This window comes from Halobacterium noricense, assembly GCF_021233435.1.
GTDB lineage: Archaea > Halobacteriota > Halobacteria > Halobacteriales > Halobacteriaceae > Halobacterium > Halobacterium noricense.
Genome location: NZ_CP089468.1, coordinates 58,391 through 73,191 on the forward strand (window position 1 = coordinate 58,391; position 14,801 = coordinate 73,191).

Annotated in this window: 17 protein-coding genes; 10 read left to right on the forward strand and 7 right to left on the reverse strand. The window is 68.0% G+C overall.

Features of this window, described 5'->3' with window-relative positions:
• The first annotated feature begins 15 nt into the window (after window positions 1-15).
• On the forward strand, window positions 16-279 hold the full coding sequence (locus LT974_RS00345; protein WP_232588566.1) for a DUF7561 family protein: 264 nt from the start codon (window positions 16-18) through the stop codon (window positions 277-279).
• A 31-nt stretch (window positions 280-310) separates the two neighbouring features.
• The gene (locus LT974_RS00350; protein WP_232588567.1) at window positions 311-2,176 is read left to right on the forward strand and encodes a helicase C-terminal domain-containing protein; all 1,866 of its coding nucleotides are present in this window, start codon (window positions 311-313) and stop codon (window positions 2,174-2,176) included.
• Between the two features lie 122 nt (window positions 2,177-2,298).
• On the opposite strand, the gene LT974_RS00355 is transcribed toward LT974_RS00350, so the two are convergent.
• Both LT974_RS00355 and LT974_RS00360 read right to left on the reverse strand, forming a co-directional pair.
• Window positions 2,299-3,453: a class I SAM-dependent methyltransferase gene (locus LT974_RS00355; protein WP_232588568.1), complete on the reverse strand. Its 1,155-nt coding sequence runs from the start codon at window positions 3,451-3,453 to the stop codon at window positions 2,299-2,301.
• Window positions 3,453-4,550 (reverse strand): 60S ribosomal export protein NMD3, encoded by a 1,098-nt coding sequence (locus LT974_RS00360; protein WP_232588569.1) that lies wholly within the window; start codon window positions 4,548-4,550, stop codon window positions 3,453-3,455. Before LT974_RS00360 ends, LT974_RS00355 begins: the two co-directional genes overlap by 1 nt.
• A gap of 141 nt (window positions 4,551-4,691) precedes the next feature.
• On the opposite strand from LT974_RS00360, the gene radA reads away from it, so the two are divergent.
• Entirely contained in the window at window positions 4,692-5,723 is a 1,032-nt protein-coding gene (gene radA, locus LT974_RS00365; protein ID WP_232588570.1) for a DNA repair and recombination protein RadA, read from the forward strand.
• A 256-nt stretch (window positions 5,724-5,979) separates the two neighbouring features.
• Here radA and sufU read toward each other — a convergent pair whose 3' ends face one another.
• The 4 genes from sufU to LT974_RS00385 form a co-directional block, all read right to left on the reverse strand.
• Window positions 5,980-6,405, reverse strand: coding sequence for a Fe-S cluster assembly sulfur transfer protein SufU (sufU, locus tag LT974_RS00370; protein ID WP_232588571.1), 426 nt, complete (start codon window positions 6,403-6,405; stop codon window positions 5,980-5,982).
• 298 nt (window positions 6,406-6,703) lie between these two features.
• The gene (locus tag LT974_RS00375; protein WP_232588572.1) at window positions 6,704-7,948 is read right to left on the reverse strand and encodes an aminotransferase class V-fold PLP-dependent enzyme; all 1,245 of its coding nucleotides are present in this window, start codon (window positions 7,946-7,948) and stop codon (window positions 6,704-6,706) included.
• An 82-nt stretch (window positions 7,949-8,030) separates the two neighbouring features.
• Window positions 8,031-8,321, reverse strand: a complete 291-nt coding sequence (locus tag LT974_RS00380) for a DUF424 domain-containing protein (RefSeq protein WP_232588573.1) — start codon at window positions 8,319-8,321, stop codon at window positions 8,031-8,033.
• Window positions 8,321-9,082 (reverse strand): tetratricopeptide repeat protein, encoded by a 762-nt coding sequence (locus LT974_RS00385; RefSeq protein WP_232588574.1) that lies wholly within the window; start codon window positions 9,080-9,082, stop codon window positions 8,321-8,323. The genes LT974_RS00380 and LT974_RS00385 overlap by 1 nt, the downstream gene beginning before the upstream one ends.
• Before the next feature lie 54 nt (window positions 9,083-9,136).
• Here LT974_RS00385 and thpR point away from each other — a divergent pair, with 54 nt between their 5' ends.
• The 7 genes from thpR to LT974_RS00420 all read left to right on the forward strand — a co-directional run bounded on the left by thpR (window position 9,137) and on the right by LT974_RS00420 (window position 14,237).
• Window positions 9,137-9,706, forward strand: coding sequence for an RNA 2',3'-cyclic phosphodiesterase (gene thpR, locus LT974_RS00390; protein WP_232588575.1), 570 nt, complete (start codon window positions 9,137-9,139; stop codon window positions 9,704-9,706).
• Window positions 9,707-9,759: 53 nt separating this feature from the next.
• On the forward strand, window positions 9,760-9,912 hold the full coding sequence (locus LT974_RS00395) for a 50S ribosomal protein L39e (protein WP_059057931.1): 153 nt from the start codon (window positions 9,760-9,762) through the stop codon (window positions 9,910-9,912).
• Window positions 9,912-10,190 (forward strand): 50S ribosomal protein L31e, encoded by a 279-nt coding sequence (locus tag LT974_RS00400; RefSeq protein ID WP_232588576.1) that lies wholly within the window; start codon window positions 9,912-9,914, stop codon window positions 10,188-10,190. Before LT974_RS00395 ends, LT974_RS00400 begins: the two co-directional genes overlap by 1 nt.
• A 4-nt stretch (window positions 10,191-10,194) precedes the next feature.
• Window positions 10,195-10,860: a translation initiation factor IF-6 gene (locus LT974_RS00405; RefSeq protein ID WP_232588577.1), complete on the forward strand. Its 666-nt coding sequence runs from the start codon at window positions 10,195-10,197 to the stop codon at window positions 10,858-10,860.
• A 136-nt stretch (window positions 10,861-10,996) separates the two neighbouring features.
• Entirely contained in the window at window positions 10,997-11,455 is a 459-nt protein-coding gene (pfdA, locus tag LT974_RS00410) for a prefoldin subunit alpha (protein ID WP_232588578.1), read from the forward strand.
• Between the two features lie 4 nt (window positions 11,456-11,459).
• A complete protein-coding gene (ftsY, locus tag LT974_RS00415; protein ID WP_232588579.1) occupies window positions 11,460-12,551 on the forward strand; it encodes a signal recognition particle-docking protein FtsY in 1,092 nt (363 codons plus the stop codon).
• A gap of 42 nt (window positions 12,552-12,593) precedes the next feature.
• Window positions 12,594-14,237 carry an aldehyde ferredoxin oxidoreductase family protein gene (locus LT974_RS00420; RefSeq protein ID WP_232588580.1) on the forward strand — a complete coding sequence of 548 codons (1,644 nt, stop codon included), beginning with the start codon at window positions 12,594-12,596 and terminating at the stop codon, window positions 14,235-14,237.
• Here the strand turns inward: LT974_RS00420 and LT974_RS00425 are convergent.
• Window positions 14,234-14,662 carry an MPN domain-containing protein gene (locus tag LT974_RS00425; protein ID WP_232588581.1) on the reverse strand — a complete coding sequence of 143 codons (429 nt, stop codon included), beginning with the start codon at window positions 14,660-14,662 and terminating at the stop codon, window positions 14,234-14,236. The two genes, LT974_RS00420 and LT974_RS00425, sit on opposite strands and share 4 nt — an antisense overlap.
• Window positions 14,663-14,801: the final 139 nt, after the last annotated feature.

Here is a 14,801-nt window from a genome sequence, read left to right on the forward strand (position 1 = left end):
CCCCCAAGTGAGGGTATGAGCGAGCGCTGCGAGGGCTGTGGCGACAGCGTCCGAGTCGCGGGCGGTATCGGCGACATCTGGACGATGGACCCGACGGGCACTGGCGGGATGACCCTCGAATTTACGGACGTTCAGGAGTCGCAGAGCGACTCCTGCACCCCATCAGAAGCGCGAAGCGCTTCTGAGGACGATTCGGAATTCTTCCTCTGTTTCGACTGCATCGACGCGCTCCCCGACGAACCGGGTGCGGGCGACGTGGCCGCGCTCGGCGAGCAGTGAGGTTATCCGAGCGGCCCGCCTGCTTCCGACAGTGAATCCCGAGCGCATCGTCGGGGAGTTCCCCGCCCCCGAGTTCCGCGGCGCCCAGCAGCAGGCCCTGCGGGACGTCCGCGACGCGTTCGACGCGGGCAACGACGTGGTACTGGTGCGCGCGCCCACCGGCAGCGGGAAGAGCCTCATCGCGCGCGCCATCATGGGCTGCGCGCGCCGCGTCGAGGACGCCGACCCCGTCGACCCGACGGGCGCGTACTACACGACCCCGCAGGTCTCCCAGCTGGACGACGTCGCCGAGGACGACCTGCTCGACGACCTCAAACTCATCCGCGGGAAGTCCAACTACACCTGTATTCTGCCGGGCGAGGAGGACACGCCGGTCGACCGCGCGCCCTGCGCCCGCGAGCGCGGCTACGACTGCGCGGTCAAACACCGCTGCCCGTACTTCTCCGACCGCGCCATCGCCTCCTCCCGGGAGTACGCCGCGATGACGCTGGCGTACTTCATGCGCACCGCGGGCTCGGAGGTGTTCCGCAAGCGCGACGTCTGCGTCATCGACGAGGCGCACGGGCTCGCGGAGTGGGCGGAGATGTACGCGACCATCGACCTGAACGAGCACACCGTCCCCGTCTGGGCGGACGTGCGCGTGCCGGACGTGGACGGCGACCCGGACGCCGCGGTGAACTTCGCCGAACACCTCGTGCGGACCTGCGAGAGCGCGAAGGACGAACTGCTCGGACAGGACGAACTCACGCCCGAGGAGGCCGGGAAACGCGACCGCCTCCAGGAACTCATCTCGGAGCTGAACTGGTTCGTGGAGGACTACAAGGACCCCGAGTCCGCGACGACGTGGGTCGTGGATAGCGAGGCGCGAAGCGCCTCGGAACAGTCGAGCGGGCAGCGCCCGCGAGACGCCGACGAGCAGTCGGTGACGGTGAAGCCGATGGACCCCGAGCGCTACCTCAAGCACACGGTGTGGGACCGCGCGAACAAGTTCGCGCTCCTCTCCGCGACGATTCTGAACAAGGAGGCGTTCTGCCGGAGCGTCGGCCTCGACCCGTCGAACGTCGCGCTCGTCGACGTCGAACACACGTTTCCGCTGGAGAACCGCCCGCTGTACGACGTGACGCAGGGGAAGATGACCTACGAGGACCGCGAGCAGACGCTCCCGAAGGTCGCCGAGACGGTGGTGCGCGTGATGGCCCACCACCCCGACGAGAAGGGCATCGTGCACGCCCACTCCTACGACATCGCCGAGAAACTCGCCGGTCACCTGCAGGAGTTCGGGGTCGGCGACCGCGTGCGCACGCACGACTCGGACACCCGGGACGCCGAATTGGAGCGCTGGAAGGAAAGCGACGACCCCGAGGTGTTCGTCGCGGTGAAGATGGAGGAAGCCCTCGACCTGAAGTACGACCTCGGGCGCTGGCAGGTGCTCTGCAAGGCGCCGTTCCTGAACACGAACGACTCGCGGGTGGCCGCGCGGCTCGCGGACGGCCAGTGGGCGTGGTACTACCGGACGGCGCTCCAGACCGTGATTCAGGGCTGCGGGCGGGTCGTCCGCGCGCCCGACGACCACGGCGCGACCTACGTCGTGGATTCGAGCATCCTCGACCTCTTCGACCGCGCGCGCACCGACATGCCGCCGTGGTTCCGCGACCAGGTGGACGCGAGGACGACGCCCGACCTCCCCGAACCCGACGCGGCCGCTGCGCTGGCCGCTATCTCGGGCGGCGTCGACCAGGTGGAACTGACGTACACGTCCAGCCGCGGGTCGAGCACGTCGTCGAGCGCGAGTACGAGCACGAGCGAGCAAAGCAGCGCGAGCGACGACCGTGATAGCAGCGGCGACCGCAGTTCGCGCTCCGGGAGCCCACTTGCGGACGTCTGGGACGCCGAGTAGCTAGAAGAACGAGAGGCCGTAGACGAGCGAGGAGCCCAACATCAGCGCCGTGAGGAAGAGAGCGAGTATCTGGTCTCGCGTCATACCCGAACCGTGGGGTTCGCCCGCCAAAGCCGTACTGGTTACGCGATTCGCGCGTCCAGCACGACGTGCTCGACGCCCGCGCTGTGTGACTTCACGCGCCGTCGTGCCTCGATGTCGACCGAGCGGCCCGCCCGCTCGCAGCCCGCACGGAGCCGCGACTCGGGCCGTTCCCACAGCTCGGCCTCCGGAACGGCGCTGTGGACGTGGAGAACACCGCCAGAGACGAGGTTGTCGAGCGCGGCGTCGAGGTAGCCCGGGCCGCCCTCACTCGTTTCGACCTCGTCGACGGGGCCGCCGCCGAGCGCGTCGTAGTAGCCCATGACGACGCGGTCGGCTTCACTGTCGACTTCGCGGCAGTCCCCGAGCACGCAGTCCAGGTTCTCGCTGACGTCGTTGAGCTGGGCGTTCTCCGCGAGGTAGCGGAACGACTCGGGGTTCTTCTCGACGGCGGTGACAGTAGCGCCGGCGCGCGCCATCGGGAGCGCGAAGTAGCCGATGCCAGCGAACATGTCGAGAACGCGCTCGCCGTCGCCGCTCGCGGGTCCTCCGTTCCCGTCTTCTCGCGGGCTTCGCCCGCTCGAATGGTCCGAGGAACTCCGTCCCTCGCTACTCGCGCATTCCGACGGCTCACTTTGTTCGCCGTCGCGCACGACCTCGCCCATGCGGGCGCGCTCGGCCTTGTTCCCCGGTGCGAACATCACCCGCGAGAGGTCGAGCGCGTACTTCGTGCCGTGCTCGGTGTGGACGGTTTCGGTGTCGCCCGCGCCCGCGACGACGGAGACGTCGGGTTCGCGGTGTTCGCCGTCGATGCCGCCGCGCGCGAGCACGGTGTCGGCCTCGCTGTGGAGGTCCAGCAGCGCATCCCCAACCTCCGTGGGACGCGGGCAGTCGGTGAAGTCAGCGAGAATCACGGTGCCGACGACCGCCCACGACGACGGCGCGCGGTCGCGCTCGGCCTCGCTCCAGCCGCGCTCGCGGAGCAAGTCGTCGAGGCCGGGCGCGCGCAACTCGGGGTCGGACTGCTCGACGACACGCTCGATGGGCGTGTCGCTCGGGCGCGCGGTGACTGGGAGTTCGACGCGCTCGGCGTCGTGTTCGCGGACTTTCCGCGCGTCGTCGTAGACGCCCTCGGCTTCCAGGGCGGCGATGCGGGCTTCAGAATCCGGTTTCGGGACGACGACGGCGAGGTCCATCAGGCCTCGGGGAGGACGTGGAGGCCGGCGCGGGACTTGAACGCCGGGACGGTGCTGGCGTCGGCGTCCACGTAGTCCGGGCGCGGGACGGTCTTGGACTCGTAGGTTTCGGGGTCGAGAATCTGGACGGCGTTGTCGTCCTCGACGGTGACGACGGTGGCGTCCGTGGTGTCGTCTATCGAGCCGAGCTTCCGCGCGTCGGGCGCGTCGCCGTCCTCGTAGCTCGCCTCGTAGGGCTCGCCCGTGGTGACGCGGACGCCCTTGAGGTTGCCGTGGACCGAGCGCACGAGCACTGGGCCGCCGTCGTCGTCCGCGAGGCCGATGACGTCGCCGGGCGTGAACTCGGGGAGGCGGACGGCGTACGTCACGCGGTAGACCTCGTTGCCGTCCTCGTCCTCGGTGACGAGCTTCTCGTGGTCCTCGAAGCTCCCGCCGAACTCCTCGATGAGCTTGCGCGCGAGTTTCAGCCCGATTTTGTTCGTCGAGAGTTTGAGGTCGATGCCGGACTCGGCCTCCGAGACCTCCGTGACGAAGGCGTTCCGGTCGCCCGTGGCCTCCATGTCGGCGACGATTTGGTCGGCGAGTTCGCTCGCGCGCTCGGTCTCCTCGGTGGTCGGGTCGCGGCCGACGGCCCGCACCTGCACGATGGACGCGAACGAGTCGCCCGCGATGCGCCCACACCGCTTGCACGTCTGGCGGCTGACCTTCACCGGGACGACGACCTCCTCGGTCTGGACTTCGTCCCGGACGACGCCCGTGAACAGGCAGTGCATGCGAATCGTGTTCTGGTCGACCTGCTCGGGGCGGACCTCCCAGTCGACGTCCTCGGCTTCGACGTGGACCGCCAGCGCCTCGCTGGTCTCCTCGATGGCGACGTCGGTGTAATCGTCGGCGTCGACGTCCACCCAGCGGTTCCCGCGGTGGACCGCGCCACAGCGCGCGCACACCATCACTTCGATGCGTTCGGGCGCGTCCACGAACTCGAAGTCCTCGAAGTAGCAGGCGTCACACAGCGAGCGCTCGCGGCGGGTGACGCCGTCGCCGTCGGCGTCGATGGCGTCGCCGCAGCGGGGGCAGAACGTGCCTGCGTCAGTCATACACCGCGGTAGGCCGCGCTGCCTGTTAAGTTGCCCGTCGCAGACTCACCGGGCGGTCGGCGGACAGTCCCGCGCGCCAGTTTCACTTTCAATCCGGTGTATACGAGGCTTTATGATGCGGTGGGGACAACCCCTGTGTACATGCCCGAAGCAGACCTCGAGGAACTCCCCGGCGTCGGCCCCGCGACCGCGGAGAAACTCCGAGAGAGCGGATTCGAGTCGTTCCAGAGCATCGCCGTCGCGTCCGCCGGCGAGCTCTCCAACACCGCAGACATCGGCGACAGCACCGCCGCAGACGTCATCCAGGGCGCGCGTGAGGCCGCCGACGTCGGCGGCTTCGAGACCGGCGCGACCGTGCTCGAACGCCGCGAACAGATCGGCAAGCTCACCTGGAATGTCCCCGAAATCGACGAGATGCTCGGCGGCGGCATCGAGACCCAGTCCATCTCGGAAGTGTACGGCGAGTTCGGTGCCGGCAAGTCCCAGGTCACTCACCAGCTCTCGGTGAACGTTCAGCTCCCCCAGGAGCAGGGCGGGCTGCGCGGTCGCGCCATCTTCATCGACTCCGAGGACACGTTCCGCCCCGAACGCGTCGACGACATGGTGCGCGGACTCAGCGACGAGAAGATTCAGGCCGCGATGGACGACCGCGACATCGACGGCACCCCCGACGACGAGGAAGCGATGGAGGCGCTCGTCGCGGAGTTCCTCGACAAGATCCACGTCGCGAAAGGGTTCAACTCCAACCACCAGATGCTCCTCGCGGAGAAGGCCCAGGAGATCGCCTCCGAGTACGAGGACGACGAGTACCCCGTCCGCCTGCTCTGCGTGGACTCCCTGACCGCGCACTTCCGCGCGGAGTACGTCGGCCGCGGCGAACTCGCCGACCGCCAGCAGAAGCTCAACAAACACCTCCACGACCTCGACAAGGTCGGCAACCTCTACAACGCTGCCGTCGTCGTCACCAACCAAGTGCAGTCCAACCCGGACTCCTTCTTCGGTGACCCCACCAAGCCCATCGGCGGCAACATCCTCGGCCACAAGTCCACGTTCCGGATGTACCTCCGCAAGTCGAAGAACGACAAGCGCATCGTCAAGCTCGTCGACGCGCCCAACCTCGCCGACGGCGAAGCCGTCATGCGCGTCCAGGACGGCGGGATTAAGCCGGAATAGCAGTAGCTTTTGCTCTGCGGCGCGGCTTCGCCGCGCCTCGGCAAAAGCTACGCTAAAAGCACTCCTCGCTCCCTACGGTCGCTCGTCGGCCTCCGTTCACTCGCTGCGCTCGTTCACGGAGTGAATCGCGGTGCTCGGGCTTTCCAAGCCGCTCGCACCGCGAATGCTTGGAGTGTTGGTCAAGTAGTAGGACTACAACAGTCGCCGTTTTGTCGCGGAAGAACGGAGAAACGAGCGTATCGGCGAGCAGCGAGCGTTACTCGTCGTCTTCGGTGGTCGTCTCGTCGACGTCGGCTTCGCCCTCGTAGATTTTCGCGCCGTCCTGCACGACCTTCTCGGAGAGCACCGCGCACTTCACGCGCATCGGCGTCACTTCGACGCCGAGCATGTCGAGGACGTCGTCGGTGTCGAGCTCTTTCACTTCCTCGAGGGTCATCCCCGGGAGCTTCTGCGTGAGCATGCTCGCGGAGGCCTGGCTGATGGCGCAGCCGTCGCCGCGGAACGCCACGCGCTCGATCGTCTCGCCGTCGTCTTCGAGCTTCACGTCGAACTCCAGTTCGTCGCCACACGATGGGTTGTAGCCGTCGTGGGAGAACGTCGCGTCGCCGAGCTCGCCGTGGTTCCGGGGGTTGCGGTAGTGGTCGAGAATCTGCTGCCGGTACATGTCCGAGCCCATACTCATATTGAGCGTTCGTAGGGCAGAACGCCGTAAAAACGTTCCGCGGAACGTCACACCAGAGAGAGTCAGCATCCGCGAGTGAGTGGCTCGAAGAGCCCGAACGACGCGGTTCACTGCGCGTGGCGAACGAAGTGAGCGAGCGCAGGCCGACGACCGACCGTAGGGAGGGAGGAGTGCTTTTTCCGCAAGTTTCGCCAGCCGAGCGGGACCGGAGGTCCCGCTGGCCGTGCGAACGGGCGCTCCGCGCCCGTGAGCAGAGAGCGGCGCGTAGCGCCGCCGAGCGCAGCAAAAAGTGCGTGCGCTAGTTGAAAATGTCCCGCGCGGCGTCCAGCGAGTCGACGAGCGCGTCGACTTCCTCCTTCGTGTTGTAGAAGTAGAACGACGCGCGTACGGACGCGGCGATGTCGAGTTTCTGGTGGAGCGGCTGCGTACAGTGGTCGCCGGCGCGGATGGCGATGCCGTGGTCGTTCAGAATCGAGGCGAGGTCGTGGGCGTGGATGTCGTCGACGTTGAACGCGACGACGGCACCGCGGTCGTCGGCGGGCGGGCCGTAGATTTCCACGTCGTCGAACTCGTCGAGGCGCTCGTAGGCGTATTCCGTGACGGCTTCCTCGTGCGCCTGGATGGCCTCCATGCCGACGTCGTCGAGGTAGTCGGCGGCTTCCGCGAGCGCGATGCCCTGCGCGATGAGCGGCGTGCCGGCTTCGAACTTCCACGGGAGGTCGTTCCACGTCGTCTCTTCGAAGGAGACGCGCCGAATCATGTCGCCGCCGTAGAGGAACGGCTCCATGTCCTCGAGAATCTCGCGCTTGCCGTAGAGGCCGCCGATACCGGTCGGACCGGCCATCTTGTGGCCGGAGAAGACGTAGAAGTCGACGTCGAGTTCCTTCACGTCGACCGGGCGGTTCGGAACGGACTGCGCGCCGTCACCGAGAATGAGCGCGTCCTGCTCGTGGGCGAGGTCCGCGAGTTCGCGCATCGGGTTGACGGTGCCGAGGACGTTCGAGGCGTGCACCACGGAGACCATCTCGACGTCCTCGTCGATGAGTTCCGCGGCGTGGTCCATGTCGAGGTAGCCGTTCTCGTCGACGCGGATGTAGCGGACCTCCGCGCCGACCTTCTTCGCGATTTCGCGCCACGTCACGAACGACGAGTGGTGCTCCATCTCCGAGAGCACGACCGCGTCGCCCTCCGAGAGCTCGTTGAGCCCCCACGCGTACGCCACGAGGTTGATGGACTCGGTGGTGTTCTTCGTGAAGATCATCTCCTCGCGGCCGTCCGCGCCGACGAAGTCGGCGAGGCGGTCGTGGGCCTCCTCGTACGCGATGGAGGCTTCCTGGCTGAGCTGGTGGATGCCGCGGTGGACGTTCGCGTTGTACCCGCGGTAGTAGTCCGAGAAGACGTCGACGACCTGCTCGGGCGTCTGCGTCGTCGCCGCGTTGTCGAGGTAGACGAGCCGCTGGCCGTCGCTGACCTCCCGGTCGAGGATGGGGAAGTCGGCCCGGATGGCGTCGACGTCGAGGGGGTCCTGCTCGGTGGCTTCCATTACGGTCGGATAGGGGGCGCGGACACTATTGTTCTTCGGTGCCGGGAGACCTGCCGGTATCGCTGACGCCAGAAAACGGGAATTAGAGACGCATGAACTGCGCGTGCACGGTGCCGTCGAGGTCGAGGACGTTCGCTTCCTCGACGTGGCCCTCCTCGATGGCGAGGTCGACGACCTCGACGCCGACGAGGTTCGCGACGTTCGCGCGGGCCAGTGACTCGCGGACGGCGTCCGGGTCGACGGTCTCGCCGCCGTAGAACTCCTCGTTCACGGTGAACTCCGTGTCGCCGTTGGCGAACGTCTCCCCGAGGACGTCCGGGTCGCAGGCGGTGACGAGGAGGCCGCGGTCTGTCTGTCGTTCGCTGAGTATCATCACTCGCGCTCGACGAGGTCCCGCTCCTGGGCCTCCCGGATGTCTTCGGCTTGCTCGGCGACGGCCTGCGCCTCCTCGTCACGACCGAGCGCTTCGAGGGCGCGCTGCTTCTCCTCGTAGACGTCGGCCTGCTGGAAGCCCAGCCGGACGGCGTTGTTCAGCGCGTCGAGGGCCTGCTCGTGGCGGCTGCGCTCGTTCTCGATGAAGCCGAGGTTGTACCACGCCTGCGGGAGGCGGTCGTTCTTCCGGACGGCCTCCTCGGCGTGCTCGTAGGCTTGCTCGTCCTCGCTGAACTCCCAGAGTGCGTACGCGAGGTTCGTGTGCGCTTCCGCCTCGAAGTCGCCGTCCTCGGCGACGAAGATTGCTTCGCGGTGCGCGCCGACGGCCTCGTCCCACTCCTCCATCTGGCCGTGCGCGATGCCCTTGTTCACCCACGCCTCCTGTTCGACGTCCTCGTCGTCGGTGAAGCGCGCGGCGCGCTCGAAGGCGTCGGCGGCCTGCTCGTGGCGGTTGATGCCGAGGTAGCTGAGGCCGACGTCGATGAGTTCGTCGGCGTCGACGTCGTCGTTCTGGACGACGCGCTCGTCCAGGGAGTCGCTGACGACGCGGCTGTCGACGGGGTCGACGCTGGACGGGTCGTCGACGGAGAGCTCCGGCGGGTCGAGGTCGAACCCCTCGTAGGGCTCGTCGAAGCCCTGCCCCTCGGAGAACTCGTGGTCGTCGGGTGCCTCGGGCGGCTCGGGCTCCTCTCGGTCAGTCATACACGCGTCTAGCGCGGCCGGGAGGTTAAGGGCAACGCACCGAGAACGGCCGGTATGCGGCTGTTCGTCAGTGTCGACCTCCCCGACCGGCTCGCCGACGACGTCGCGGCCCTGCAAGCCGAGTTCGCCGACGCCGAGGGATTGGACTTCGTGGACTCGACGCAGACGCACGTCACGATGAAGTTCCTCGGCGAGGTCGAGGACGCCCGCGAGGACGAACTCGCGGCCGCCCTGGAGCACGCGGTCGATGAGAGCGGCGTCGAGCCCTTCGACGCGGAACTCGGCGGGCTCGGCGTGTTCCCGAGCCTCGACTACATCTCCGTGGTGTGGCTCGGCGTCGGCGACGGCAGCGCCGAACTCGCCCAGTTGCACGAGGCCATCGAGACGGAGTTCGTCGAGGAGCACGGCTTCGAGGCCGAGGAACACGACTTCACGCCCCACGTCACGCTCGCGCGGATGAAACACGCCGGCGGGAAGGAACTCGTTCAGGACCTCGTGCGCGACCGCCACCCCGAGGTCGGGACGATGCGCGTCGCCGAGGTCCGGCTCACGGAGAGCGTGCTCACCCACGAGGGGCCCGAATACGAGACCGTCCACGCCGTCGACCTCTCGCGGCGGCGCTGACGCGGCTTCAGAAGAACAAGGTTTTAACGACGGCGGTGGTAGCGACGACCACTATGGGCAAGAAATCGAAGGCGCAGAAGAAGCGACTGGCGAAACTCGAACGCCAGAACAGCCGCGTGCCCGCGTGGGTCATGATGAAGACGAACCGGGACGTCCAGCGTAACCCGAAGCGCCGCAACTGGCGGCGTAACGACACCGACGAATAATGTCCGCCAGCGACTTCGAGGAGCGCATCGTCACCGTCCCACTGCGCGACGTGACGAAGGTGCCCCAACACGAGCAGGCCGGACAGGCGATGACCATCATCCGCGAACACCTCGCGAAGCACTTCACGGTCGACGAGGACGAGGTCCGTCTGGACCCCTCCATCAACGAGGCCGTCTGGTCGGAAGGCCAGAAGAACCCGCCGCGGAAGGTCCGCGTGCACGCCGCGCGCTTCGTCGAGGACGGCGAGACCGTCGTCGAAGCCGAATACGAAGAGTAAGAACTTGTTACGCGCTGCCTTCCTCGGGTCCCCGTACGTCGGCGTCTTCGCCCGCGCGACCGACGACTGCGTCGTCGTCCGGCCGGACATCTCCGAGGAACTGACCGACGAACTCGCCGAGGAACTCGGCGTCCCCGCCGTCCCGACGAACGTCGGCGGCTCGTCGACGGTCGGCTCGCTAGTCGCGGGCAACTCCAACGGCCTGCTCGCGAGCAGCCGCATCCGGCAGCGCGAACGCGACCGCATCGAGGACGCTGCCGACGTCTCTGTCGGCGAACTCCCCGGCCGCGTGAACGCCGCTGGCAACGTCGTCGTGGCGAACGACACGGGCGCGTACGTCCACTCGGAGCTCTCCCGTGAGGCCGTCGAAGCCGTCGAGGACGCCCTCGACGTGCCCGTGACCCGCGGCCGACTCGCAGGCGTGAACACGGTCGGCACCGCCGCCGTCGCGACGAACGACGGCGTGCTCTGCCACCCGAAGTCCACGGACGAGGAACTCGACGCAATCGAGGACGCTCTCGGCGTCCCCGCGGACATCGGAACCGTGAATTACGGCGCGCCGCTGGTCGGCTCCGGGCTCGTCGCCAACGACGACGGCTACGTCGTCGGCGAGGACACCACCGGCCCCGAACTCGGCCGCATCGACGACGCGCTCGGCTTCATCGACTGACGACCCCATCGACTTCGTTTTCCCCGTTTCTCTATCTCCGTCACGAGCGCTGTCGCCTGCGAGGGCGGGCGTTTCACCGCCGTCGCCGAGTTCCCGAGTAGGAAGATACTTCCCGCTCGCTCCCCGAATTTCGGACATGAGTCTTGGAGGCGGCGGCGGTCAACAGCAGCTTCAGCAGCTTTCACAGGAAATTCAGGCCCTCGAAGAGGAGAAAGAGGAACTCGAAGCGGAAGTCGAGGCCCTCGAAACGGAGAAGGTCGAGGTCGACGAGGCGCAGGAAGCCCTCGACGTCCTCGAAACCGGCTCGACCGTGCAGGTCCCGCTCGGCGGCGACGCGTACGTTCGCGCCGAAGTGCAGGACATGGACGAGGTCGTCGTCAGCCTCGGCGGCGGCTACGCGGCCGAGCAGGACGCCGACGACGCGGCCGACGTGCTCGACGAGAAGCGCGAAGTGCTCGACGAGCGCATCGAGGACGTTCGCTCCGAGATCGCCGAGGTCGAGGAGGAGCAGTCCGCCCTCGAACAGCAGGCACAGCAGGCCCAGCAACAGATGATGCAGCAGCAGATGCAGGCCCAGCAGCAGGACGGCGAATAAGGGCATGTTCGACGGGCTGAAGAACAAACTCTCGAACTTCCGCGAGGACGCCGAGGCGGTCGCGGAGGAGAACGCAGAAGAACTCGACAGCGACGAGGCTGCCGAAGCGGACGCCGAGGCGGACGTCGCGGAGGCCGACGCAGAAGCGGCCGACGTCGAGGGCGAAGCAGCGGAACCCGAGGCGGAAGCCGAGGAGTCCGAGAGTTCCAGCGGCGGGTTCGTGAGCAAGGCGTCGTCGCTGGCGCGCGGTCGCGTCGTCATCGACGAGGAGGACCTCGACGGCCCGCTGCGCGAGCTCGAACTCGCGTTGCTGGAGAGCGACGTGGAGATGAGCGTCGCCGAGGAGATTCTCGACCAGATTCGCGCGGACCTCGTCGGCGAGGAGCGCAAGTTCACGGAGAGCACCGGCGCGCTCGTGGAGGACGCGCTCCGCGACGCGCTGCTGTCGGTCATCGACGTGAACGGCTTCGACTTCGAGGAAGCCATCGCTGAGACCGACAAACCCGTGACGGTCGTGTTCACGGGCGTCAACGGCGTCGGGAAGACGACGACCATCGCGAAGCTCGCGCGACGACTCGAAGACCAGGGCTACTCGGTCGTGCTGGCGAACGGCGACACGTACCGCGCCGGCGCGAACGAACAGTTGCAGGAGCACGCCGACAACCTCGGCGTGAAGCTCATCAGCCACGAGCAGGGCGGCGACCCGACCGCGGTGGTGTACGACGCCGTCGAGTACGCCGAAGCCAACGACGTCGACGTCGTGCTCGGCGACACGGCCGGCCGACTGCACACGTCCAGCGGGCTGATGGACCAGCTCGCGAAACTCGACCGCGTCGTCGACCCCGACTACACGGTGTTCGTCGACGAGGCGGTCGCGGGCCAGGACGCCGTCAACCGCGCCCGCGAGTTCGACGACGCCGCGAGCATCGACGGCACGATTCTGACGATGGCCGACGCGGACAGCCAGGGCGGCGCCGCCATCTCGGTGTCGCACGTGACGGAGAAGCCGATTCTGTTCCTCGGCACCGGGCAGGGGTACGACGACCTCCGGAAGTTCGACCCGGAGGCGCTCGTCGACGACCTGCTCGCGGACTGACCCGCCAGCAGCCATTTCCGGCCGCCACCCGCAGCCGCGGGTATGCGACAGCTCCCCGGACCGCTGCTGGTCGTCGACCTCGACGACAGGGAGGCGTGGACTGAAGACGTCAGCGACGTGGCCGAGCAGTACGTCGGCGGCCGCGGCGTCGCGACGCGGCTCGCGCACGAGCGCATCCCGTTCGACGCGGACCCACTCGGCCCCGAGAATCGACTCTTCTTCGCGGTGGGGCCGCTCCAGACGACGACCACGAGCTTCGCCGGCCGCACGAACCTCACGGGCGTCAGCCCGCTCACTGGTGGTCTGCTCTCCTCGAACGCGGGCGGCTACCTCTCCCGAAATCTCGCAAGCACGGGGTACGCGGCGGTCGAACTCCGCGGTGCGAGCGACGACCTCGTCGCCGTCCACGTCACCGACGACGGCGTGGCGTTCGAGGACGTTCCAGAACTCGCTGACGCGCTCGTGCCCGCGGTCTCGCGTCGCATGGCCGCGGAACGCGACCTCGGCGCGGCACACCTCGCAACCGTCGGCCCGGCGGGCGAGCGCGGCGTGCTGTTCGCGTCCGTGATGACCTACGACCACCGCGCGTTCGGTCGCGGCGGCCTCGGTGCCGTCCTCGGCGCGAAGGGCGTGAAGTGCGTGTCCTTCGCCGGTGACAGCGAACCCACGCTGGACGTGCCTGAGGCTGCGCTGTCGGCCATCGACGAGGCGGCGGCGACCAGCGACGACCCCAAGCGCACGCAGGGCACGCCGAGCACGGTCGACCTGCTGAACGACGAGTACTCGCTGCCGACGCGGTACTTCAGCGAGCAGTCCTTCGAGGTCGCGGACGAACTGAACGGCGACGCCGTCGAGGCGAAGAAGTACGAGAAGGCGACGTGTTCGGACTGCGCGTTCGCGTGCAAGCTCCCGACCCGAGACGAGGCGAGTGGCGTCGAGACGGAGGGCCCGGAGTACGAGGCGACGTTCTCGCTGGGCGCGAACGTCGGCGTCGGCGACCTCGTCGACGTGATGCAGTCCAACGACCGCTGCGACGCGCTCGGCCTGGACGTCATCTCCTGTGGGGACGCAATCGCGGCGTACCTCGCCAGCGAGGACGCGTTCGGGGACGCCGACCGCGTCCACGACCTCGTCACGAAAATCGCGTACCGCGAGGGCGTCGGCGACGTTCTCGCGGAGGGTGTGAGCGCGGCGGCAGACGAGTTCGGCGTCCGCGACTGGACCGTCAAGAACCTCGGGTTCCCGGGCCACGACGGCCGCGTCCTCCACGGTCAGGGGCTCTCGTACGCCGTCGCGAATCGTGGCGCCGACCACCTCTACGCGTCCGTGCTCTCCGACGAGTACGGCGACGTCCCCGCGGACACGCTCGACGGGAAACCCGCGCTGGTCGTCCAGCGCGAGAACGAGCGCGCGCTCGAAGACGCCGCCATCGCGTGCACGTTCTCCGGCGGCCACGTCGCCGACGAGCACTACGAGGCGCTGCTCGACGCCTCGATGGAGGAGTTGCGGGACGTGGGCGCTCGCATCGTCACCCTGGAGCGCCACTTCAACAACGAGCGCGGCTTCGACCGCGGCGACGACCGCCTCCCGTTCGACCTCCCCGGGCTGGCGGACGCCATCGACGAGTACTACGAGCGCCGCGGCTGGAACGACGACGGCACGGTCCCGGAACGAGTCGTCCCCTAGATCGGCGCTTCGGGGTCCGGCGTCTCCGCGTCCACGAGCACGAGGTCGAGGCGCTCGTTGTCGCGGTCGTACGCGCGGACGTCCTCGACGTTCCACGGCGGCACCGCCACCAGCACGGTCGCGTGGAGGTCGTCGGTGACCGAAACCGTCGGGTCGCCGTCCGGGTGCGAGACGAACCGCCCCGCCGTCTGGCCGGTCGGCGCGGCGAGATCCATTCCGAAGACGCCGGACAGCGAACTGCCCGCGTCCGGGAAGTAGAACTCCGAGAGAACGGGTGTCTCCGAATCCAGCCCGATTTGGCCGTCCGTCGGCCGGAGATCGCCAGTGGGCGTCGCGGCGAGCCGTACCGAGATGCTGTCCGGGTCGGCGTCCGCCGCGAGTTCGCAGAGCACGGAGACGAGCGCTCTCGTAGCGTACGTAGGCACGACCCGACGTAGGGCGGGCGCGCGGTTGAACGTACCGACTGTGTGGAGTGTGGGGCTCGCGCATCGCTTCGTCGGCGGCGCTGGTCGCTGCGGCGGGGAGCACCACGTTGCTCGCGGGTCACTCCGTTCCCCGCTCGCC

Coding starts and splice junctions, on each gene's coding strand:
- sufU (WP_232588571.1), bottom strand. CDS start 6,405: ATGAGTATGGGCTCGGACATGTACCGGCAGCAGATTCTCGACCACTAC.
- LT974_RS00385 (WP_232588574.1), bottom strand. CDS start 9,082: ATGACTGACCGAGAGGAGCCCGAGCCGCCCGAGGCACCCGACGACCAC.
- LT974_RS00380 (WP_232588573.1), bottom strand. CDS start 8,321: ATGATACTCAGCGAACGACAGACAGACCGCGGCCTCCTCGTCACCGCC.
- thpR (WP_232588575.1), top strand. CDS start 9,137: ATGCGGCTGTTCGTCAGTGTCGACCTCCCCGACCGGCTCGCCGACGAC.
- LT974_RS00355 (WP_232588568.1), bottom strand. CDS start 3,453: ATGGACCTCGCCGTCGTCGTCCCGAAACCGGATTCTGAAGCCCGCATC.
- LT974_RS00345 (WP_232588566.1), top strand. CDS start 16: ATGAGCGAGCGCTGCGAGGGCTGTGGCGACAGCGTCCGAGTCGCGGGC.
- LT974_RS00360 (WP_232588569.1), bottom strand. CDS start 4,550: ATGACTGACGCAGGCACGTTCTGCCCCCGCTGCGGCGACGCCATCGAC.
- ftsY (WP_232588579.1), top strand. CDS start 11,460: ATGTTCGACGGGCTGAAGAACAAACTCTCGAACTTCCGCGAGGACGCC.
- LT974_RS00420 (WP_232588580.1), top strand. CDS start 12,594: ATGCGACAGCTCCCCGGACCGCTGCTGGTCGTCGACCTCGACGACAGG.
- LT974_RS00375 (WP_232588572.1), bottom strand. CDS start 7,948: ATGGAAGCCACCGAGCAGGACCCCCTCGACGTCGACGCCATCCGGGCC.
- LT974_RS00400 (WP_232588576.1), top strand. CDS start 9,912: ATGTCCGCCAGCGACTTCGAGGAGCGCATCGTCACCGTCCCACTGCGC.
- radA (WP_232588570.1), top strand. CDS start 4,692: ATGCCCGAAGCAGACCTCGAGGAACTCCCCGGCGTCGGCCCCGCGACC.
- LT974_RS00395 (WP_059057931.1), top strand. CDS start 9,760: ATGGGCAAGAAATCGAAGGCGCAGAAGAAGCGACTGGCGAAACTCGAA.
- pfdA (WP_232588578.1), top strand. CDS start 10,997: ATGAGTCTTGGAGGCGGCGGCGGTCAACAGCAGCTTCAGCAGCTTTCA.